Origin of the sequence: Halomonas sp. GXIMD04776, assembly GCF_049808615.1 — a bacterium.
Taxonomy (GTDB): domain Bacteria; phylum Pseudomonadota; class Gammaproteobacteria; order Pseudomonadales; family Halomonadaceae; genus Modicisalibacter.
Genome location: NZ_JBNCAN010000026.1, coordinates 47,656 through 64,010, shown reverse-complemented (window position 1 = coordinate 64,010; position 16,355 = coordinate 47,656). Strand labels below are relative to the sequence as shown.

17 protein-coding genes and 1 other RNA gene are annotated in these 16,355 nt (G+C 57.2%); 10 read left to right on the top strand and 8 right to left on the bottom strand.

The genetic code is table 11. The features are described from left to right. Nucleotides 1-58 precede the first annotated feature (58 nt). The 3 genes from ACPF7Z_RS16400 (at nt 59) to ACPF7Z_RS16390 (ending at nt 1,971) form a co-directional block, all read left to right on the top strand. Entirely contained in the window at nt 59-316 is a 258-nt protein-coding gene (locus tag ACPF7Z_RS16400) for a DoxX family protein (protein ID WP_425194335.1), read from the top strand. Nucleotides 317-384: 68 nt separating this feature from the next. After that, nucleotides 385-1,074 carry a pirin family protein gene (locus ACPF7Z_RS16395; protein WP_425194334.1) on the top strand — a complete coding sequence of 230 codons (690 nt, stop codon included), beginning with the start codon at nt 385-387 and terminating at the stop codon, nt 1,072-1,074. Between the two features lie 159 nt (nt 1,075-1,233). Next, nucleotides 1,234-1,971, top strand: coding sequence for an SDR family NAD(P)-dependent oxidoreductase (locus ACPF7Z_RS16390; RefSeq protein ID WP_425194333.1), 738 nt, complete (start codon nt 1,234-1,236; stop codon nt 1,969-1,971). A 173-nt stretch (nt 1,972-2,144) separates the two neighbouring features. Here ACPF7Z_RS16390 and ACPF7Z_RS16385 read toward each other — a convergent pair whose 3' ends face one another. From ACPF7Z_RS16385 to ycaC, 3 genes are all read right to left on the bottom strand, one after another. Continuing rightward, a complete protein-coding gene (locus ACPF7Z_RS16385; protein WP_425194332.1) occupies nt 2,145-2,702 on the bottom strand; it encodes an NADPH-dependent FMN reductase in 558 nt (185 codons plus the stop codon). A 62-nt stretch (nt 2,703-2,764) separates the two neighbouring features. Beyond that, entirely contained in the window at nt 2,765-3,718 is a 954-nt protein-coding gene (locus ACPF7Z_RS16380; protein ID WP_425194331.1) for a pirin family protein, read from the bottom strand. 179 nt (nt 3,719-3,897) lie between these two features. Further along, nucleotides 3,898-4,521 (bottom strand): isochorismate family cysteine hydrolase YcaC, encoded by a 624-nt coding sequence (ycaC, locus tag ACPF7Z_RS16375; RefSeq protein WP_425194330.1) that lies wholly within the window; start codon nt 4,519-4,521, stop codon nt 3,898-3,900. Between the two features lie 187 nt (nt 4,522-4,708). Between ycaC and ACPF7Z_RS16370 the strand changes: the two genes are divergently transcribed. Next, nucleotides 4,709-5,617 carry a LysR family transcriptional regulator gene (locus ACPF7Z_RS16370; protein ID WP_425194329.1) on the top strand — a complete coding sequence of 303 codons (909 nt, stop codon included), beginning with the start codon at nt 4,709-4,711 and terminating at the stop codon, nt 5,615-5,617. A gap of 142 nt (nt 5,618-5,759) precedes the next feature. Here ACPF7Z_RS16370 and ssrA read toward each other — a convergent pair. Next, nucleotides 5,760-6,139: a transfer-messenger RNA gene (ssrA, locus tag ACPF7Z_RS16365) on the bottom strand. A 58-nt stretch (nt 6,140-6,197) separates the two neighbouring features. Next, complete coding sequence (gene smpB, locus ACPF7Z_RS16360; RefSeq protein ID WP_425194328.1) at nt 6,198-6,677, bottom strand: SsrA-binding protein SmpB; 480 nt, start codon at nt 6,675-6,677, stop codon at nt 6,198-6,200. A gap of 205 nt (nt 6,678-6,882) precedes the next feature. Here smpB and ACPF7Z_RS16355 point away from each other — a divergent pair, with 205 nt between their 5' ends. Continuing rightward, nucleotides 6,883-7,317, top strand: coding sequence for a type II toxin-antitoxin system RatA family toxin (locus tag ACPF7Z_RS16355; protein ID WP_425194327.1), 435 nt, complete (start codon nt 6,883-6,885; stop codon nt 7,315-7,317). Beyond that, on the top strand, nt 7,307-7,657 hold the full coding sequence (locus ACPF7Z_RS16350) for an RnfH family protein (RefSeq protein ID WP_425194326.1): 351 nt from the start codon (nt 7,307-7,309) through the stop codon (nt 7,655-7,657). Before ACPF7Z_RS16355 ends, ACPF7Z_RS16350 begins: the two co-directional genes overlap by 11 nt. Nucleotides 7,658-7,664: 7 nt before the next feature. Here the strand turns inward: ACPF7Z_RS16350 and ACPF7Z_RS16345 are convergent, their stop codons facing one another. Further along, nucleotides 7,665-8,120, bottom strand: a complete 456-nt coding sequence (locus tag ACPF7Z_RS16345; RefSeq protein ID WP_425194325.1) for an outer membrane protein assembly factor BamE — start codon at nt 8,118-8,120, stop codon at nt 7,665-7,667. Nucleotides 8,121-8,192: 72 nt separating this feature from the next. Between ACPF7Z_RS16345 and fur the strand changes: the two genes are divergently transcribed. Beyond that, entirely contained in the window at nt 8,193-8,636 is a 444-nt protein-coding gene (fur, locus tag ACPF7Z_RS16340; protein WP_425194324.1) for a ferric iron uptake transcriptional regulator, read from the top strand. 221 nt (nt 8,637-8,857) lie between these two features. Here the strand turns inward: fur and recN are convergent, their stop codons facing one another. Further along, nucleotides 8,858-10,531: a DNA repair protein RecN gene (gene recN, locus ACPF7Z_RS16335; protein ID WP_425194323.1), complete on the bottom strand. Its 1,674-nt coding sequence runs from the start codon at nt 10,529-10,531 to the stop codon at nt 8,858-8,860. A gap of 207 nt (nt 10,532-10,738) precedes the next feature. Between recN and grpE the strand changes: the two genes are divergently transcribed. The 3 genes from grpE to dnaJ all read left to right on the top strand — a co-directional run bounded on the left by grpE (nt 10,739) and on the right by dnaJ (nt 14,677). Further along, complete coding sequence (grpE, locus tag ACPF7Z_RS16330) at nt 10,739-11,377, top strand: nucleotide exchange factor GrpE (protein ID WP_425194322.1); 639 nt, start codon at nt 10,739-10,741, stop codon at nt 11,375-11,377. 139 nt (nt 11,378-11,516) lie between these two features. Next, the gene (gene dnaK, locus ACPF7Z_RS16325; protein ID WP_425194321.1) at nt 11,517-13,442 is read left to right on the top strand and encodes a molecular chaperone DnaK; all 1,926 of its coding nucleotides are present in this window, start codon (nt 11,517-11,519) and stop codon (nt 13,440-13,442) included. 89 nt (nt 13,443-13,531) lie between these two features. Further along, the gene (dnaJ, locus tag ACPF7Z_RS16320; RefSeq protein WP_425194320.1) at nt 13,532-14,677 is read left to right on the top strand and encodes a molecular chaperone DnaJ; all 1,146 of its coding nucleotides are present in this window, start codon (nt 13,532-13,534) and stop codon (nt 14,675-14,677) included. Between the two features lie 60 nt (nt 14,678-14,737). Here the strand turns inward: dnaJ and ACPF7Z_RS16315 are convergent, their stop codons facing one another. Continuing rightward, on the bottom strand, nt 14,738-16,291 hold the full coding sequence (locus ACPF7Z_RS16315; protein ID WP_425194319.1) for a Na+/H+ antiporter NhaC family protein: 1,554 nt from the start codon (nt 16,289-16,291) through the stop codon (nt 14,738-14,740). Between the last annotated feature and the right edge of the window lie 64 nt (nt 16,292-16,355).

The window sequence follows — 16,355 nt, the reverse complement described above, 5'->3', positions numbered from 1 at the left end:
CGGTGGGCATGGTACATTTTGTCATGGCGGCTGATGCGGTTGATTCTGGTGTAGGAGCTTGAATTATAACCGATTTTCAGCCGCTTTTTTCATGCCCGATGCAATATCCGGGCTAGGGCTTCTGGTTCGTCCGGCTGGCGTCGTGCTGTCAATTGCCATGCTGGTTGCCATCTTTGCGGTGCATATAGGCAATGGCCTGTTCATGAGCAACAACGGTTATGAATTCGCCCTTTCCCTGCTGGCTATTTCGGTGGCGCTGGTCATCAGCGGAGCAGGCAAGGTGTCAATCGATCGCAGCCTATGGCGTAAGGTTTAGTGATCGCTTGGAATTGAAATTGCCAATTTAGACTCACAGCATTTACTGAAATATCTTGGAGGGAACACATGCTTGTTCGTTCTAGTGATGCCCGGGGCTATGCCAATCATGGTTGGCTACGCTCTTTTCATACCTTCTCCTTCGCGAACTACTACGATCCCGAGTACATGGGCTTTCGCAAGCTGCGGGTAATCAATGAGGACCGTGTCGAAGGTGGCCAGGGCTTTGGTGCACACTCCCATCGCGACATGGAGATCATTTCCTACGTGCTGGAAGGCGAACTGGCCCATAAGGACAGCATGGGGCATGTAGAGGTCATTCGCCCCGGCGATGTCCAGCGCATGTCTGCCGGCACCGGCGTGACCCACAGCGAGTTCAATAACGCCAAGGACAAGCTCGTTCATTTCCTGCAGATCTGGATCGAGCCGGATCAGCGCGGCATCAAGCCCAGCTACGAGCAAAAGGCCTTTTCTATCGATGAGCGCCAGGGAAATTGGCGGCTTATGGCCTCCCAAGACGGTCGCAATGGCTCCGTGAGCATCAATCAGGATGTCAACCTCTATGCGGGTCTGTTCGATGAAGGCCAGAGCGCAACCATGCCGGCCACGCGCTATGCCTGGCTGCATATTGCCCGGGGAAGCGCCGAGGTCAATGGACAGGTGCTGGAAGCCGGCGATGCAGCAGCCTTCGCACCGAATGAGACAATAGAGTTAACCGGCCGAAGCGCCTCGGAGGTATTGCTGTTCGACCTGGCCTGAGGGGCCTGTGAATAGCGTTGGTTTTATCCAACCAGTTCAGGAATATGAGTTCTGATGCGTGCCGTAGAAGTGGTAATTAAGATGTTTGATGGCCCAGCTTTGTTGTGGGCCATTTTGAGCTATATTTAAAACAAGGAAGTTTTATTAAAGGAAAAGAAAATGAAATTAAAAGATAGAGTTGCCATTGTATTCGGTGGAACATCCGGTCTGGGTGAAGCGACTGCCAAAGCCTATGCAAGCGAGGGTGCCAAGGTAGTGGTAGTGGGTCGTGATGAATCAAAAGGTAATCGCATTATCAGTGAACTTCAGGGCAAAAGTCAGGAGTCAATCTTTGTCCAGGCAGATGTATCGAACGCTGAAGAAGTGCAGACAGTTGTCGATAAGGCGCTCGAAGAATTTGGACAAATAGACATTCTATATAATGGCGCTGGTATTCATGACGCTTATAAAACAGCGGCTGAAGTAGAGGAGTCTGAATACGAAAAGTTGATGGATATTAATGTCAAAGGGCCATATTTAGCCTCGAAAGCGGTGATTCCGCACTTTTTGAAGAAAGGCAAAGGCGTCATCATCAATATTGGCTCTCAATCTACCCATGTCGCGGGGGCAGGTGGGTCGGCATATGTCACGTCAAAACATGCGATCGAAGGCTTCACGAAACAATTAGCCTATGATTTTGGAAGAAAAGGCATTAAAGCCAACCTTATCGCCCCGGGGTTCATAGAGTCACCAATGACCGAAGGAATTGAAGACGAACGCTTGAATGATATTCCAGCACAACGAGCTGGGAAGCCTGAAGAGATTGCAGCGCTTGCCGTATTTCTAGCCTCCGACGATTCCAATTATATGCACGGAGCGACGGTTACCATGGACGGTGGATGGACTACCGGTAGATAAGAAAGTATTTCCCGGTGCCTTTGATTCCTGAATTCATGGAATGCTGACTGGCCCGGGTTCGGCGATACCAGATTCATACCCAGTAAGATTGCCGCTGTCAGAGCTGTGTCGAGATTTACAAAACAAAGACAGCGGACGCAATGATCAAACGCTACGTCGAACCATGCCCTGACTCAGCGCATGGTTTTCAGCGCCTTGGTCCAGCGGGCCATGGTCTCAAGCAAAGTCTTAGCGCTCTTTTCATGAATATCCGTTGCCACGAAGGTGCCATCTTCGAGGTGACTTGTCACCATGGGGATCATCACCTGTTGCTTGATTGGCACCATTTCCATCGCGTTAACAATGTGCTTCGCGGCTTCAGTCGAACGGATTCCGCCTGAGATGCCGCCATAGCTTACAAAGCCGGCGGGTTTGTAATTCCATTCGTTGTACAGATAATCAAGCGCGTTGATGAACGTCGGCGGCGGCGTGTAGTTGTACTCCGGCAGCACGAAGATGAAGGCGTCCGAGTCATCGACGATCTTCGACCAGCGCTTGGTATGCTCGTGCTCGTATTTTTGCATGGCTGGATGGTTGGGTTCGTCCAGCATCGGCAGGTTGATGTCTTGAAGATCTGCAAAACCGATCTCGAACCCGGCGGGGTTGGCCTGGGCATAGTCGTGGAACCAGTCGGCAACGGTCTTGCCGACCCGGCCGGGGCGAGTACTGGTGAGAACGATGGTCAGTTTCATTATTTTAGTTTCCTTGGTGTGCGTCGGGGGTTTAGTCTGTCAACATATCTTAGTACGGGCGATCAAGTATCAGACTTGATGCGCCATGGAATGGGCGGCGGCATCATGCGGTCACCGTCAAACTCCGGAACATCACCAAATCGCGCATCGCCGGCCTCCCACTCTTTCTGCGCCTGTGCAATCTCGGCCTTGCTATGCCCCACGAAGTTCCACCAGATGAAGATCTCTTCGTTCAGCGGCTCGCCACCCAGCAGCAGCACACGGGTACTGGCGTCGAGCTCCAGCGCGAGGTCATCAAGCCCACAGCCCAGATAGGCGAGTTCGTTTGGCGCGAAGGTATCCTGATCGATACGCAGGCTGCCTTCGAGCACGAGCACGCCGTATTCGAAGTGATCGTGCAGGTCCAGGTGAACGGTGGTCGCGGCGTCGGCGAGCATATCCGCCCCCACTAGCGGCGAGAATGTGAGAGTGGGCGCTTCATGGCCGTTGAGCACGCCGGTGAGCAGCGTAATATCGACACCCTGTTCCTGCCAACGCGGCAGGTCGGGATAGTGATCGAACCGCGGCTCGGTATGCCGGTGGGCGTAGGGCAGCGCGATCCATAGCTGGGCCGCGTGCAACTGGGATTCACTCGGGAGTGATTCTTCGGTGTGCGCTATACCACGGCCGGCGGTCATCAAATTGACCTCGCCAGGGCGAATCACCTGTTCGCTCCCCAGGCTGTCGCGATGCAGGATGTCGCCGGCCAGCATCCAGGTGAAAGTCTGCAGGCCGGTATGCGGATGCGGGCCGACGCGCATGCCCTGGCTATCCACGGAAAATACGGCAGGGCCTGCGTGGTCCAGAAAGCACCACGCCCCGATCATGCGACGCCCGCGCTGGGGCAGGATCCGGTTGATGGGAATGCCGCCTACCTCGGCGGTACGCGACGAAAGATGCTGAATAAGCCGATGACCATCAACAATGGGGCACTCATACGACTCGAACAGCGCAGGATTTGATTCTGTATTACTCATGGTATCGGTGTCCTGGATAGGCCCATCTTTTTAAGTGAATGACCAACGTCCATAGGATAGCGAGTCCGAAAGCTGACCGCCGAACCAGGACCGACAGTGCCCGGTATGCGATGTCAGCCGCATGCTTGTGCCATACGAGACTCGGCACATACCGGACGAAGGCTGATGTAACTACGTCGTTAGCCGTTCTCGGCCGCGGTCCGGCTCTGGATCAGATTGGCGTAGGCCGGCAGGTGATTGGCCAGAATGCCGCCGAAGCCTTCGATATCGTTGCGCCAGTCGCGGTGCAATTCGCAGCCGACCGCAAACCAGTTCATCAATTGCACGCCGGCCTGAGACATGCGGTTCCAGGCGGCATCTCGCACGGCGGGATTGAAGGTGCCGGAAGCGTCGGTGATCGCAAACACTTCATAGCCTTCTTCCAAGGCCGACAGCGCCGGGAAAGCGACGCACACATCGGTGACGACGCCGGCGATGAGCAACTGCTTCTTGCCCGTATCCTTGACCGCCTGAACGAACTCTTCGTTGTCCCAGGCGTTGATCTGGCCGGGCCGCGCGATCAAGGGCGCGTCGGGAAAGGTCTCTTTGAGTTCGGGAACGATCGGTCCGTTGGGACCGTCTTCGAAACTGGTGGTCAGGATGGTGGGAAGGTTGAAGAACTTGGCGATATCGGCAACCGCCAGGACGTTGTTCTTGAATTCGTCCATGTTGTAGTCGCGTACCAGCGATAGAAGGCCGGCCTGGTGGTCGACCATCAACACGGCCACGTTGTCTTTGTCGAGTCGGTTATAGGTAAAGGACATCAAACATCTCCTGGGTTTCTGGTTGGGTGAGGGATCATTACGGAAGATAGTTCACCGAAGAATACCGTGCGCTTTCCATTTCCTCGTTCACTAGTTAGTGACGATATCGTGCATCCGATCTAAAACGGACACAATAGCGCTGGCACATGACATACTGTCATTTTTATCGCGACAATCGGAGGTTGAGATGGATCGTTTCGCGGGTATCCGCGCGTTCACGCGGGTTGTGGAGGCCGGCGGTTTTGCTGCCGCAGCGCGCGAGATGAACCTGTCGCGGTCGGTAGTCAACAAGGCGGTCATCAACCTCGAGCAAGAACTCGGCATCCAACTGCTACGGCGCAGCACGCGGCAGGTCACGCCAACGGATACCGGGATGGCGTTTTACAACCGTTGCCGGCAAATCCTGAGTGATCTGGATGATGCAATTTCATCCGTCACATCGCTGCAGGGCGAGCCAGCCGGCAATCTGCGTGTCAATGCCCCCATGTCATTCGGCACCCACCATCTATCCCGGGTAATAGCCGAATACATGGCTCTATACCCCAAGGTCCATGTCGAGCTGGTGCTCAATGACCGTGTTATCGACCCGATCGAAGAAGGTTTTGATGTAACGTTGCGTATCGGAACCCCGCAGGCGACTACCAGTCTCGTGACCCGGGAGCTGGTGGTGGCCCGGCGCGTGCTGTGTGCATCGCCGGGCTATCTGCAACGCTGGGGGGAGCCACCGGTGCCCACCGAACTCAACACGCACCGCTGTTTGCACTATGGCTATCTAGATTCCGGCAGCAGGTGGCGTTTACGAGGGCCAGAGGGGGAGCAAAGCTATGCGATCAATTGCGTCATGTGGGCAAACAACGCCGAGCCTTTGCGTGACGCCGCAATAAATCATCAGGGCATCGCCATGCTGCCGACCTTTATTGCCGGCGAGGCTCTACAGAGCGGGCAACTACGCACGCTTCTCGTCGACTATCCGCCATCCGACATCACGCTGAGCGCGCTGTATCCCCGCCATCGGCATCTGTCCACCAAGGTAAGTATGTTGGTCGACTTGTTATCCTTGCGTTTCGGCGCTCATCCCTATTGGGATTGGGGGTAGTGATACAAGCACAATTGCCTGTGCTTGAGCATTGCCGACCTTCTGAAGTGTCAAAAGCTGACCATACTATGCCAAAAACAGGCCAAATCATGCCCTCTGAAACGAAAAAAGCACCCGTAGGTGCTTGATTCGTATAGCTGTTTGGTGGAGGCGGGGGGAATTGAACCCCCGTCCGCCGATACTCGCTCTTCGGCTCTACATGCTTAGGTCCGTCTTTTGTTTTAGCGCTGTGGACTCCGACGGGCAGGATTCCACAGCGCGATTCTTCTTTAGTTTAGCGATTGACGTGAAGACGCCGCCAATCGCGATCCTGTCAGCTTTAGCTCGTATCCCCTCAGCCATGAACAGGCACATCGCCTTGGGGCCAGGCTAACAACTAGCAGTTTTTACGCTGCCAGTGCACCTTGAGCATAGTTTTCGTCGTTTGCGACTATTTAGTCGTGATGTTGGATTTACGAGATACATCACGCTCTCGGCATGCACCTAGGAGGTTGTCATCGGCGTCGAAGCCATGTCGCCCCCAAGTACGTTACTATCTTAACAGATGGAGACGGTATGAGGCTAGTTCAAGCCTCGGCACCTACTTGTTTTCCCGCATGATGCGGGCTTTCTGGCGATCCCAGTCTCTTGCCTTCTCGGTGGCACGCTTGTCGTGCAGCTTCTTGCCGGTGACCAGGGCCAGTTCGCACTTGATCAGATTCTTCTTCCAGTACAGCTTGAGCGGTACGCAAGTGTGGCCCTTGTCCTGGGTGCGCGAGAAGATCCGGGCAATCTCCTTGCGATGCAACAGCAATTTGCGGGTGCGAGTGGGATCGGCGACCACATGAGTGCTGGCGGTGTTGAGCGGCATGATGTGGCTACCGAGCAACCAGGCCTCACCCTCCTTGATCAGGATATAGGTGTCGGTGAGCTGCGCCTTGCCGGCACGCATGCTCTTGACTTCCCAGCCAGCCAGCGCCAATCCTGCCTCGAAGGTTTCTTCGATATGATATTCGAATCGAGCCTTCTTGTTCAGCGCGATGACATTGCTGCCTGCCTTTTTGGCTTTTTTCGTGGCCATGAATCCTCGTGTCGTCAATATGCCGTGTCCGCCAGTCCTTCGATATGGGGCAAAGCGTGATACCATTCAAGGTGTTGGCGTGATAATCGTCATGGTACGCCTTGGCGTGCGTTCTCAATAGTATGTAAAAGTTTGCATTACGCAGTCATATGAATCGGGCATACGAATAAAATGCTCTAGCATAGTGACGTCAGCGGAGAGGTATATGCCTACGGTCAATCGATCTGCTCTGGTGCGGCATTCCCCAAAGGCCATGTTCGATCTGGTCAATGATTTCGAACGCTATCCTGAATTCTTGCCCGGCTGTCGTCGTGCACGTTTGATCGAACATGACGAGAATCATCTCATCGGTGAGCTGACACTGGGCAAGGCCGGTGTTGAGCAGAGTTTTACCACGCGCAACGATCTCTACGAGCCGGAGCGCATCGAGCTCTCTTTGGTCAATGGCCCGTTCAAGCATCTACGCGGGCGCTGGCTGTTCGTGCCCATGGGGCAACAGGCCTGCAAGGTCAGTCTCGAGATGAGCTTCGAGTTCTCCAATCGCTTATTGGGGATGGCGTTCGGCAAGCTTTTCAGTCAGATGGCCAAACAGCAGGTCGAAGCCTTTACCCGACGTGCCGATGTCGTCTATGGCCGATGATGGCTCCGCCTCCAGTGTTCCTGGCTGCAGCGAGACGCTAACCGTGGAGGTGGCTTTCGCCCTTCCTGAATACCAAAAGATCGTTACCCTTGCCGTTCCACACGGCACCACCGCTCGGGAAGCGGTAACACAGGCGCAAATGGAACAGTATTTTCCTGCACTGCCTCAAGAGACATTCAGCCAGGGCGCGTTGGGCGTTTTCGGCAAACGGTTACGTGACCCCGGCCGGTATGTGCTGCGGGCCGGTGATCGCATCGAAATTTACCGGCCGTTACGCATCGACCCCAAACAGGCTCGAATGAAGCGTGCGACACGACACGCCTCTGGCTCAACACGATGAGGAAAAGCTAGATTCGCTCTCCTCGTCTACCGGGCTCTTCGCCCGGATCGGTTGTCGGTGACATGTTGGGTAGCGGTTCGGCACCGGCAGGCTCGGCTCCTGGCCCTGGATCGAGATCCGGCGACATCTCCATGTCCGCGTTCATATCCCCTGATGTTTTGATGTCCACCAAGCGATCATTGGCGAAGGTCAGCGTCACTCGGCGCTGCTTTACGCCGGCATAGGCCTCATCCAGGCGGGACACGTACTCCCATTGATTCTGGTCAAAGGGTGTTCGTAGAAGCGGCATACCCATGACATAGACGACCTGTTCGCGGGTCATGCCAGGCTCGAGTTGCTGAACCATGTCCTGGGTGAATAGATTGCCCTGAGGCAAATCGCGTTTGTAGACACTGAAGTAGTTGCAGCCACTCATCAGAGCGAGGGCCGTGGAAAAGGCGACTATTTTGATAAGGTTTTGCATTTGGTTCCATTCTTCACTATCGTTTCTTGGGCCGATCATACCCGACACATCACTACACTGCGAAGAGCTATCATGGCCGACCAGAACCACGAACTACGCAGGGCAGGACTCAAGGTCACGTTGCCTCGTGTCAAGATCCTGCAAATCCTCGAGAGTTCCCCGGGTGACCACCTTAGCGCCGAAGATGTATACAAGGCGTTGCTGGATGCCGGTGAAGACGTGGGTCTGGCGACCGTCTATCGCGTGCTGACGCAGTTCGAGTCCGCCGGGTTGGTGGTGCGCCACAACTTCGATGGTGGGCATGCGGTCTTCGAAATGTCTCATGATGAACACCATGACCACATGGTCTGCCTGGAAAGTGGTCAAATCATCGAGTTCTTCGATGAGCAGATCGAGCGGCGTCAGCAGGAAATCGTCGATGAGCATGGCTATGAACTCGTTGATCATGCTCTGGTGCTCTATGTGCGTCCCAAGGGGTCGAGAGCCACGCGCCAGGAAGGTATCAAGAAGTCTTAGAAACTCTCCATGATCTACTGCGCTTGGCAATACAGCGTTGAAATTTGACTCTGAACGCTCATTTACACCAGTAAACTCTGTTTCTCCGGCAAATTTTGCCTTGTCTTGCCTTCGCTCGTTACGGTCCTGAATAGTTTCTTGTTATTTTTCGCCTCGAATATCGAAACGCCAGTCCCGACCGGGGCTGGCGTTTCAGTTTGTGGGTATCAATTTTGCGGGCATCAATGGTGAGCGTGCTGACTGGCGTCCAGCATTTCCCGGGCATGGGCCAGAGTACGATCCGAGAGATGCACGCCCCCCAGCATACGCGCCAGTTCCTTGACACGACCCGCCTCGTCGAGGGTGGCCATCTGCGTCAGAGTCATGTCCTCCGTGGCTTGTTTCTCGATATGCAGATGTTGATGCGCCTGAGCGGCCACCTGAGGAAGATGGGTCACGGTCATGACCTGACCGGACTGGCCTAAGCGGCGCAAGAGCTGACCCACGATCTCGGCGGTCGCGCCAGACACCCCTACATCCACTTCGTCAAAGACCAGTGTCGCGATGGTGCTATGGCTGGCAGCGACTACCTGTATCGCCAGGCTGATGCGCGACAGCTCCCCGCCGGAGGCGACCTTGGACAACGGTCGGGCCGGCTGGCCGGGGTTGGCGCTGATCAAGAAGCGTACCGTATCCAGGCCGCTGGGCTGTGGTGTGTCGTGGGACGTTACGTCGATGTCGAAATGTGCTTTGCCCATGGCCAAAAAGCCCAGTTGATCCTGAACTTCCTTGCCGAAGGCGATGGCTGCCTGACGCCGTTTTTCACTGATGGCCCGGGCCTTGGAGCGATAGGCATCCCGGTTGGCTTCGATCTCGGTGGTCAAGGCGTCTAGGTCATGCTCGTTGCCTTCCAGGGAATCGAGTTCGCTGCGCAGACGCTGCTGCAGTTCGACCAACTCCTCGGGCATGACATGGTGCTTGCGTGCGATGCGGTGCACTTCTCCGAGACGCGTTTCGACCTGGGCCAGGCGCTCGGGATCGAGTTCGGTATGATCGATGAAGTGGTGCAGTTCTCGAGCGGCCTCTTCGATCTGGATCTGTGCATCGTTGAGCATGCTGCGAGCCTCGGCCAATGGCCCGTGCTCCGCGCCTGGTAAGCCTTCAATGCGTGCCAGAGCCTGATGAAGTAGCGTCAATGCGCCACCTTCGTCGTGATCGCAGCAGTCTACGGCGAGCCGGGTTTCGCGCAGGGTCTCCTCGGCGTGGGCCAGAACTGCCTGCTCCTGTTCCAGGGTCCCGAGTTCATCCTCGGCAAGTGCCAGTTGATCCAGCTCCTCGACCTGGTAGCGCAGCAGCTGGCGACGAGCCTGAATCTCGTCGCCACTGTCGGCCAGGCGCTTTAACCGGCGCCTCAATTCTTGCCAATGACGGAAGATGGCGCCGAGCTCGGCAACGGCTTCACCTTGGTTGGCGAAATCATCGAGCAGGCGCAGGTGAGTCTCTTCCTGCAGTAGGGCCTGGTGGGCATGCTGACCATGAATCTCGATCAGATGTTCGCCCAGGGACTTGAGATCCCCCACCGTGCAGGGCTGGCCGTTGATCCAGGCCTTGGAACGACCATTGGCGGCAAGAGCCCGGCGCAGCAGACAGTCGTCTGCAGGTAGTTCCCGCGCTTCAAGCCAGGCCTTGGCGGCGGGCAGTCTGTCAATATCGAAACGTGCACTGAGATCGGCGCGTTTGGTGCCATGACGCACGCTGCACGCATCGGCACGCTCTCCCAGACACAGCCCCAGTGCGCCGAGCAGGATCGATTTCCCGGCGCCGGTTTCGCCGGTGATGGCGGTCATGCCGTCGTGCAGATCGAGATCGAGACGCTCGACAATGGCAAAATCGCGGATTGCAAGCTGTACGAGCATGGTCACCTCCGTGAAATGGGCGAGAACGCGCTCAGGTGATATCTGTGTGTTTATACAGTATCCGTTATCCTTTCTTCAATCCTTCGTTGTCAACGCAGGATTCCAACGCAACGTCATGCCTTGAGATTGCCTGTGTTACCCCCATATAGGGTGCAAATCATCCACCCTTACGGCCGAGGGGCCGTTCAGTGATGTCAGGAGAGCGACATGGCCAAAGATCCACAGACGCCAATCGATGAGGAAATGCAACGTGCCGAGCGGGATGCCGAGCCGCAGGACGATCCCATCGAAGGACAACTCGATGATGCCGATGCCGGCGAGGAGGTTCTGGCGGAAGAGGAAACGCTGAGTGGCGCCGAGTTCATCGAGGACCCCGAGGCCGATGCCTTGGCGGCAAGGGTTGAGGAACTCGAACAATCCCTCGCCGAGGCCAAGGATCAGGCAATGCGAGCCGCGGCGGAGTCTCAGAATGTGCGTCGCCGTGCCGAGCAGGACGTGGATAAGGCACGCAAGTTCGCGCTGGAAAAGTTCGTCAAGGAACTGCTGCCGGTGGTCGACAGCCTTGAAAAGGCACTCGAGGCCATGGGTGACGATGCCAGCGAGGCGCACCGGGAAGGAGTCTCGATGACGCTGAAGCTACAGCTCGATGTTCTGGCCAAGTTCGGCGTCGAGGCCGTCGATCCGCAGGGCGAGCCTTTCGATCCGCAGTATCACGAGGCCATGACCATGGTACCCAACGGTGATCTTGAGCCCAACACCGTAATGGAGGTGATCCAGAAAGGCTATGTGCTCAATGGGCGCTTGGTCCGTCCAGCCATGGTGGTGGTCAGCAAGCCCGTGAAATAAATGATTTGACGATCAATACGATCTTGCCCCTTGAAAGGTGCGTTCGAGCCCCCCAGATAGACGACAAAGCAGGTTGGCAAGACATTACAGATCGCCACAAGCCATAAATAGTCAAGCAACGATTTTTAGAGGTATTGATATGGGACGCATAATTGGTATCGATCTTGGGACGACTAACTCCTGTGTTGCCGTACTGGACGGTGACAAGCCTAAGGTTATTGAAAACGCTGAAGGTGCGCGCACCACACCCTCCATCATCGCCTACACCGACGATGGGGAGACGCTGGTAGGCCAGGCGGCCAAGCGTCAGGCAGTCACTAACCCGACGAACACGCTGTATGCTATCAAGCGCCTGATCGGCCGTCGTTTCCAGGACGATGTCGTGCAAAAGGACATCAAGATGGTGCCCTACACCATCGCCAGCGCCGACAACGGCGATGCCTGGGTCGAGGTCAAGGGCAAGAAGATGGCACCGCCGCAGGTCAGCGCGGAAGTGCTCAAGAAAATGAAGAAGACCGCCGAGGATTACCTGGGTGAAACCGTCACCGAGGCAGTCATCACCGTGCCGGCCTACTTCAATGACTCTCAGCGCCAGGCCACCAAGGATGCCGGTCGCATCGCCGGTCTCGAGGTCAAGCGTATCATCAACGAACCGACGGCAGCGGCGCTGGCCTACGGCATGGACAAGTCTCGCGGCGACAAGACCATCGCCGTCTACGACTTGGGCGGTGGTACCTTCGATATCTCCATTATCGAAGTCGCCGACGTCGATGGCGAAACCCAGTTCGAGGTGTTGGCCACCAATGGCGATACCTTCCTGGGTGGTGAAGACTTCGATCTCATGCTGATCAACTATCTGGTGGATCAGTTCAAGTCCGACAGCGGCATCGACCTGTCCGGTGACAACCTGGCCATGCAGCGCCTCAAGGAAGCCGCCGAGAAGGCCAAGATCGAGCTGTCCAGCGCCCAGCAGACCGACGTCAACCTGCCCTACATCACGGCGGACAACACCGGTCCCAAGCACCTGAACGTCAAGATCACGCGCGCCAAGCTCGAGGCGCTGGTCGAGGATCTGGTCAAGCGCTCGTTGGGGCCGTGCAAGACCGCCCTGGCCGATGCCGGTCTTTCCAACTCCGACATCGATGACGTCATCCTGGTCGGTGGCCAGACGCGCATGCCGATGGTGCAGTCCAAGGTGGCCGAGTTCTTCGGCAAGGAAGCGCGCAAGGATGTTAACCCGGATGAAGCCGTGGCCGTGGGTGCCGCTATTCAGGGCGGTGTGCTGGGTGGCGACGTCAAGGATGTGCTGCTGCTCGACGTCACCCCGCTGACGTTGGGTATCGAAACCCTGGGTGGCGTGATGACGCCGCTGATCGAGAAGAACACTACCATCCCGACCAAGAAGACCCAGACCTTCTCGACCGCGGATGACAATCAGACGGCCGTGACCATTCACGTACTGCAGGGCGAACGCAAGCAGTCCGGGCAGAACAAGTCGCTGGGTCGCTTCGATCTTGCCGACATTCCGCCGGCGCCGCGCGGGGTGCCGCAGATCGAGGTCGCCTTCGATCTCGACGCCAACGGCATCCTCAATGTGTCCGCCAAGGACAAGGCCACCGGCAAGGAGCAGTCCATCGTCATCAAGGCCTCCAGCGGCCTGACCGACGAAGAGATCGAACAGATGGTCCAGGATGCCGAGGCGCATGCCGATGAGGACAAGAAGTTCGAGGAGCTGGTGCAGTTGCGCAACCAGGCGGATGGCATGATCCATGCGGCGCGCAAGACCCTCGACGAGGCCGGTGACAAGGCTACCGACGAGGATAAGCAGAAGATCGAGACTGCCATCTCCGAGCTGGAAGAAGCGCTCAAGGGCGATGATCAGCAGGCCATCCAGACCAAGCTGGATGCGCTGACAGAAGCCTCTGGCAGCCTGGCCCAGAAGATGTACGCCGAGCAGGCCGAGACCGCTCAAGGTGGCGACGAACAGGCCGCGGGCACCAAGCAGGAAGACGATGTGGTTGACGCCGAGTATGAAGAAGTCAACGACGACCAGAAGAAACAGTAACCACGACGTCTGACACGGACGGCGGCGGCGCGGGGGCATGACTCCCGCGTTGTCGTTTCCGTCGATTCGACACGGAGGCGGACGGATCCATGTCCAAGCGTGACTACTACGAAGTGCTGGGTATCAAGCGCGAAGCCGATCAGAAAGAGATCAAGAAGGCGTATCGGCGCTTGGCCCAGAAGTACCATCCGGATCGTAATCCGGATGACGGCTCCGCGGCAGAGAAGTTCCGCGAGGTGTCCGAGGCCTATGAAGTCCTCGCCGACGACGAGAAGCGTGCAGCTTATGATCAGTTCGGTCATGCCGGTGTCGACGGCCAGGCCGGCGGCTTCGGTGGCGGTGGTTTCGGCGGCGCCGGAGCCGGTGGCTTCAGCGACATCTTTGGTGATGTCTTTGGCGACATCTTCGGCGGTGGAGGTGGACGACGTAATCCCAATGCACCGCAGCGGGGTTCCGATCTACGCTACAATCTCGAGCTCGATCTCGAGGACGCCGTCGCCGGCACCACCGTGGACATTCGCGTGCCGCGACATGTCCCCTGTGGACACTGTGACGGCGGTGGTGCCGAGCCGGGCTCCAGCAAGGAAACCTGCCCGACCTGTCATGGCATGGGCCAGGTGCGTATGCAGCAAGGCTTCTTCGCCGTGCAGCAGACTTGCCCGACCTGTCATGGTGGCGGTGAGTCGATCAAGGTGCCGTGCCGCGAATGCCATGGCGAAGGCCGGGTACGCGAGACCCGTACGCTGTCGGTGAAGATTCCTTCCGGTGTGGATACCGGCGATCGCATCCGTCTCAATAACGAAGGTGAAAGCGGCATGAACGGTGGCCCTCCGGGCGATCTTTATGTTCAGGTCGCCATCAAGCCGCACCCGATCTTCGAACGCGATGGCCGTCATCTGCATTGCGAGATGCCGATCAACTTCATCGATGCGGCGCTGGGCGGCGAGGTGGAAGTGCCGACCCTGGAAGGCCGGGTCAAGCTCAAGATTCCCGCCGAGACCCAGACCGGCAAGCTGTTCCGGCTGCGTGGCAAGGGAGTCAAGCCGGTGCGTGGCGGACCGCCAGGTGATTTGCTGTGCAAGGTGGTGCTCGAGACCCCCGTGCATCTGACCGAGCATCAGAAGGACCTGCTGCGCCAATTCCAGGATAGTCTGGGCAATAGCAACCACCATTCGCCGAAGAAGGATGGCTGGTTCGATGGCGTGAAGCGCTTCTTTGAGGACATGAAGTCGTAGAACACGACCACCCTCGAACGATCAAAGCCTCACCGTTTTCCGAACGGTGAGGCTTTTTGATCATGCGTCGTGGTTGGCGTATTGATGCTGCGTCTGTTTGCCTCGCCAGCGCGTCAGGCCCCAGATCAATGCCGCTTGCACGATCAACCCGATTCCCAGCAACAGAAAAGGTGAGTCGAGCACCAGCGTCAGGCAGTACAGCGTGGCCGCAATGGATGCGGGAACGATGGCATAGGGGATTTGCGTGCGCACGTGAGCGATATGGTCGGAGCCGGCAAAGATCGACGACATGACCGTGGTATCCGAGATGGGCGAGCAATGATCGCCAAAAATGGCACCGGAGAAAATCGCGCCGATGACGATCTGTACCATTGTCATATCGCCCATGGTATAGGCCAGCGGTACGCCTACCGGGGTGAGGATGGCCATGGTGCCCCAGGAGCTACCGGTGGCGAACGAGATCACCATGGCGATGGCAAAGATGAGGATCGGCAATAGCGCCGGGGATAGCCAGTCGCGAGTGGCTTCGACGATGTGCTCGCCGGCGTTCATGGCGTCGGTGACGGTACCGATGGTCCAGGCGAGAATGATGATCACCAGGGCCGGAAGCATGATGCGAAAACCCGCCAGCAGGGTGTTTTCGCATTCTTCCAGCGACATGCGTTGCCATAGGGCGATGCCCAGTCCCGTCATGGTCATGGCAAAAGCGGCCCAGGTCAGGGCAACGGCCACATCGGTGTCGGCGATGGCGTCCATCAACGGTTTGCCTTCTTCCATGCCGCCTCCGGTATACCAGAGTGCCCAGCCGCTCACCCCGATCAATACCACCAGCGGCAGCAGGAAGTGCCATAAATGGCCGTCCTGGGTATGCGGTTCGCCGAGCTCTCCCTCGACGCTCAACAGTGGCGTGTCACCGGGCGCTACCAGCTCACCGCTTTCCTGGGCACGCCGTTCTGCCTTGCGCATGGGACCGAAATCACCCATCAAGATGATCATCGGCACCGAGGCCAGGCATAACAAGGCGTAGAAATTCCACGGGATGGATTGCAAGAAGACCCAATAAGGCTTCTCCGTCGTCAGGCTCAACGATACGAAGGCCGCGGCGATCAGCGAGACCTGGTACCCGATCCAGTCGGATATAGGGCCCAGGGTCGCCATGGGCGATGAGGTGGAATCCAGCACCCAGGCCAACTTTTCCCGGGAGACTTTCTGGCGCGCGGTGAGATCGCGGGACGCGTTACCCACGATTACCGAATTCACGTAGTCGTTGAAGAAGATGAGGATGCCCAGCGCCCAGGTCAGAAGCAGCGAGCCCCTGGATGTCGAGACTCGATTACCCAGCCAGCGAGCGACGGCATGAGAACCGCCAATCTTGAACATGAAGGCAGCGCCGGCACCGAGCAGCGAGGTCAATACCAGAAAGCGGGCATTCCATTCATCGGTCATGACCTCGGCGAACCAGGTAAAGGTCTGGCCGATGGCCGCTATCGGGTTGCCGGTGACGAACCAGCCGCCGATCCAGATGCTCAAGAATAGCGACAGATTGACACGCCGCGTCACTAGCGCGAATACCACCGCGGTCAACGGCGGTACCAGGGCGATCAAGGCTTCCATGGAATACTCCTTGTCATTGTTGTGATAACGCTGCTGTAGCCGCTCACCAGGCCTAAATGGTGGC

What these genes read in the sequence shown, in the direction of transcription:
- ACPF7Z_RS16395 (WP_425194334.1), top strand. Translation starts at nt 385, where the DNA reads ATGCTTGTTCGTTCTAGTGATGCCCGGGGCTATGCCAATCATGGTTGG.
- ACPF7Z_RS16390 (WP_425194333.1), top strand. Translation starts at nt 1,234, where the DNA reads ATGAAATTAAAAGATAGAGTTGCCATTGTATTCGGTGGAACATCCGGT.
- ACPF7Z_RS16385 (WP_425194332.1), bottom strand. Translation starts at nt 2,702, where the DNA reads ATGAAACTGACCATCGTTCTCACCAGTACTCGCCCCGGCCGGGTCGGC.
- ACPF7Z_RS16380 (WP_425194331.1), bottom strand. Translation starts at nt 3,718, where the DNA reads ATGAGTAATACAGAATCAAATCCTGCGCTGTTCGAGTCGTATGAGTGC.
- ycaC (WP_425194330.1), bottom strand. Translation starts at nt 4,521, where the DNA reads ATGTCCTTTACCTATAACCGACTCGACAAAGACAACGTGGCCGTGTTG.
- ACPF7Z_RS16370 (WP_425194329.1), top strand. Translation starts at nt 4,709, where the DNA reads ATGGATCGTTTCGCGGGTATCCGCGCGTTCACGCGGGTTGTGGAGGCC.
- smpB (WP_425194328.1), bottom strand. Translation starts at nt 6,677, where the DNA reads ATGGCCACGAAAAAAGCCAAAAAGGCAGGCAGCAATGTCATCGCGCTG.
- ACPF7Z_RS16355 (WP_425194327.1), top strand. Translation starts at nt 6,883, where the DNA reads ATGCCTACGGTCAATCGATCTGCTCTGGTGCGGCATTCCCCAAAGGCC.
- ACPF7Z_RS16350 (WP_425194326.1), top strand. Translation starts at nt 7,307, where the DNA reads ATGGCCGATGATGGCTCCGCCTCCAGTGTTCCTGGCTGCAGCGAGACG.
- ACPF7Z_RS16345 (WP_425194325.1), bottom strand. Translation starts at nt 8,120, where the DNA reads ATGCAAAACCTTATCAAAATAGTCGCCTTTTCCACGGCCCTCGCTCTG.
- fur (WP_425194324.1), top strand. Translation starts at nt 8,193, where the DNA reads ATGGCCGACCAGAACCACGAACTACGCAGGGCAGGACTCAAGGTCACG.
- recN (WP_425194323.1), bottom strand. Translation starts at nt 10,531, where the DNA reads ATGCTCGTACAGCTTGCAATCCGCGATTTTGCCATTGTCGAGCGTCTC.
- grpE (WP_425194322.1), top strand. Translation starts at nt 10,739, where the DNA reads ATGGCCAAAGATCCACAGACGCCAATCGATGAGGAAATGCAACGTGCC.
- dnaK (WP_425194321.1), top strand. Translation starts at nt 11,517, where the DNA reads ATGGGACGCATAATTGGTATCGATCTTGGGACGACTAACTCCTGTGTT.
- dnaJ (WP_425194320.1), top strand. Translation starts at nt 13,532, where the DNA reads ATGTCCAAGCGTGACTACTACGAAGTGCTGGGTATCAAGCGCGAAGCC.
- ACPF7Z_RS16315 (WP_425194319.1), bottom strand. Translation starts at nt 16,291, where the DNA reads ATGGAAGCCTTGATCGCCCTGGTACCGCCGTTGACCGCGGTGGTATTC.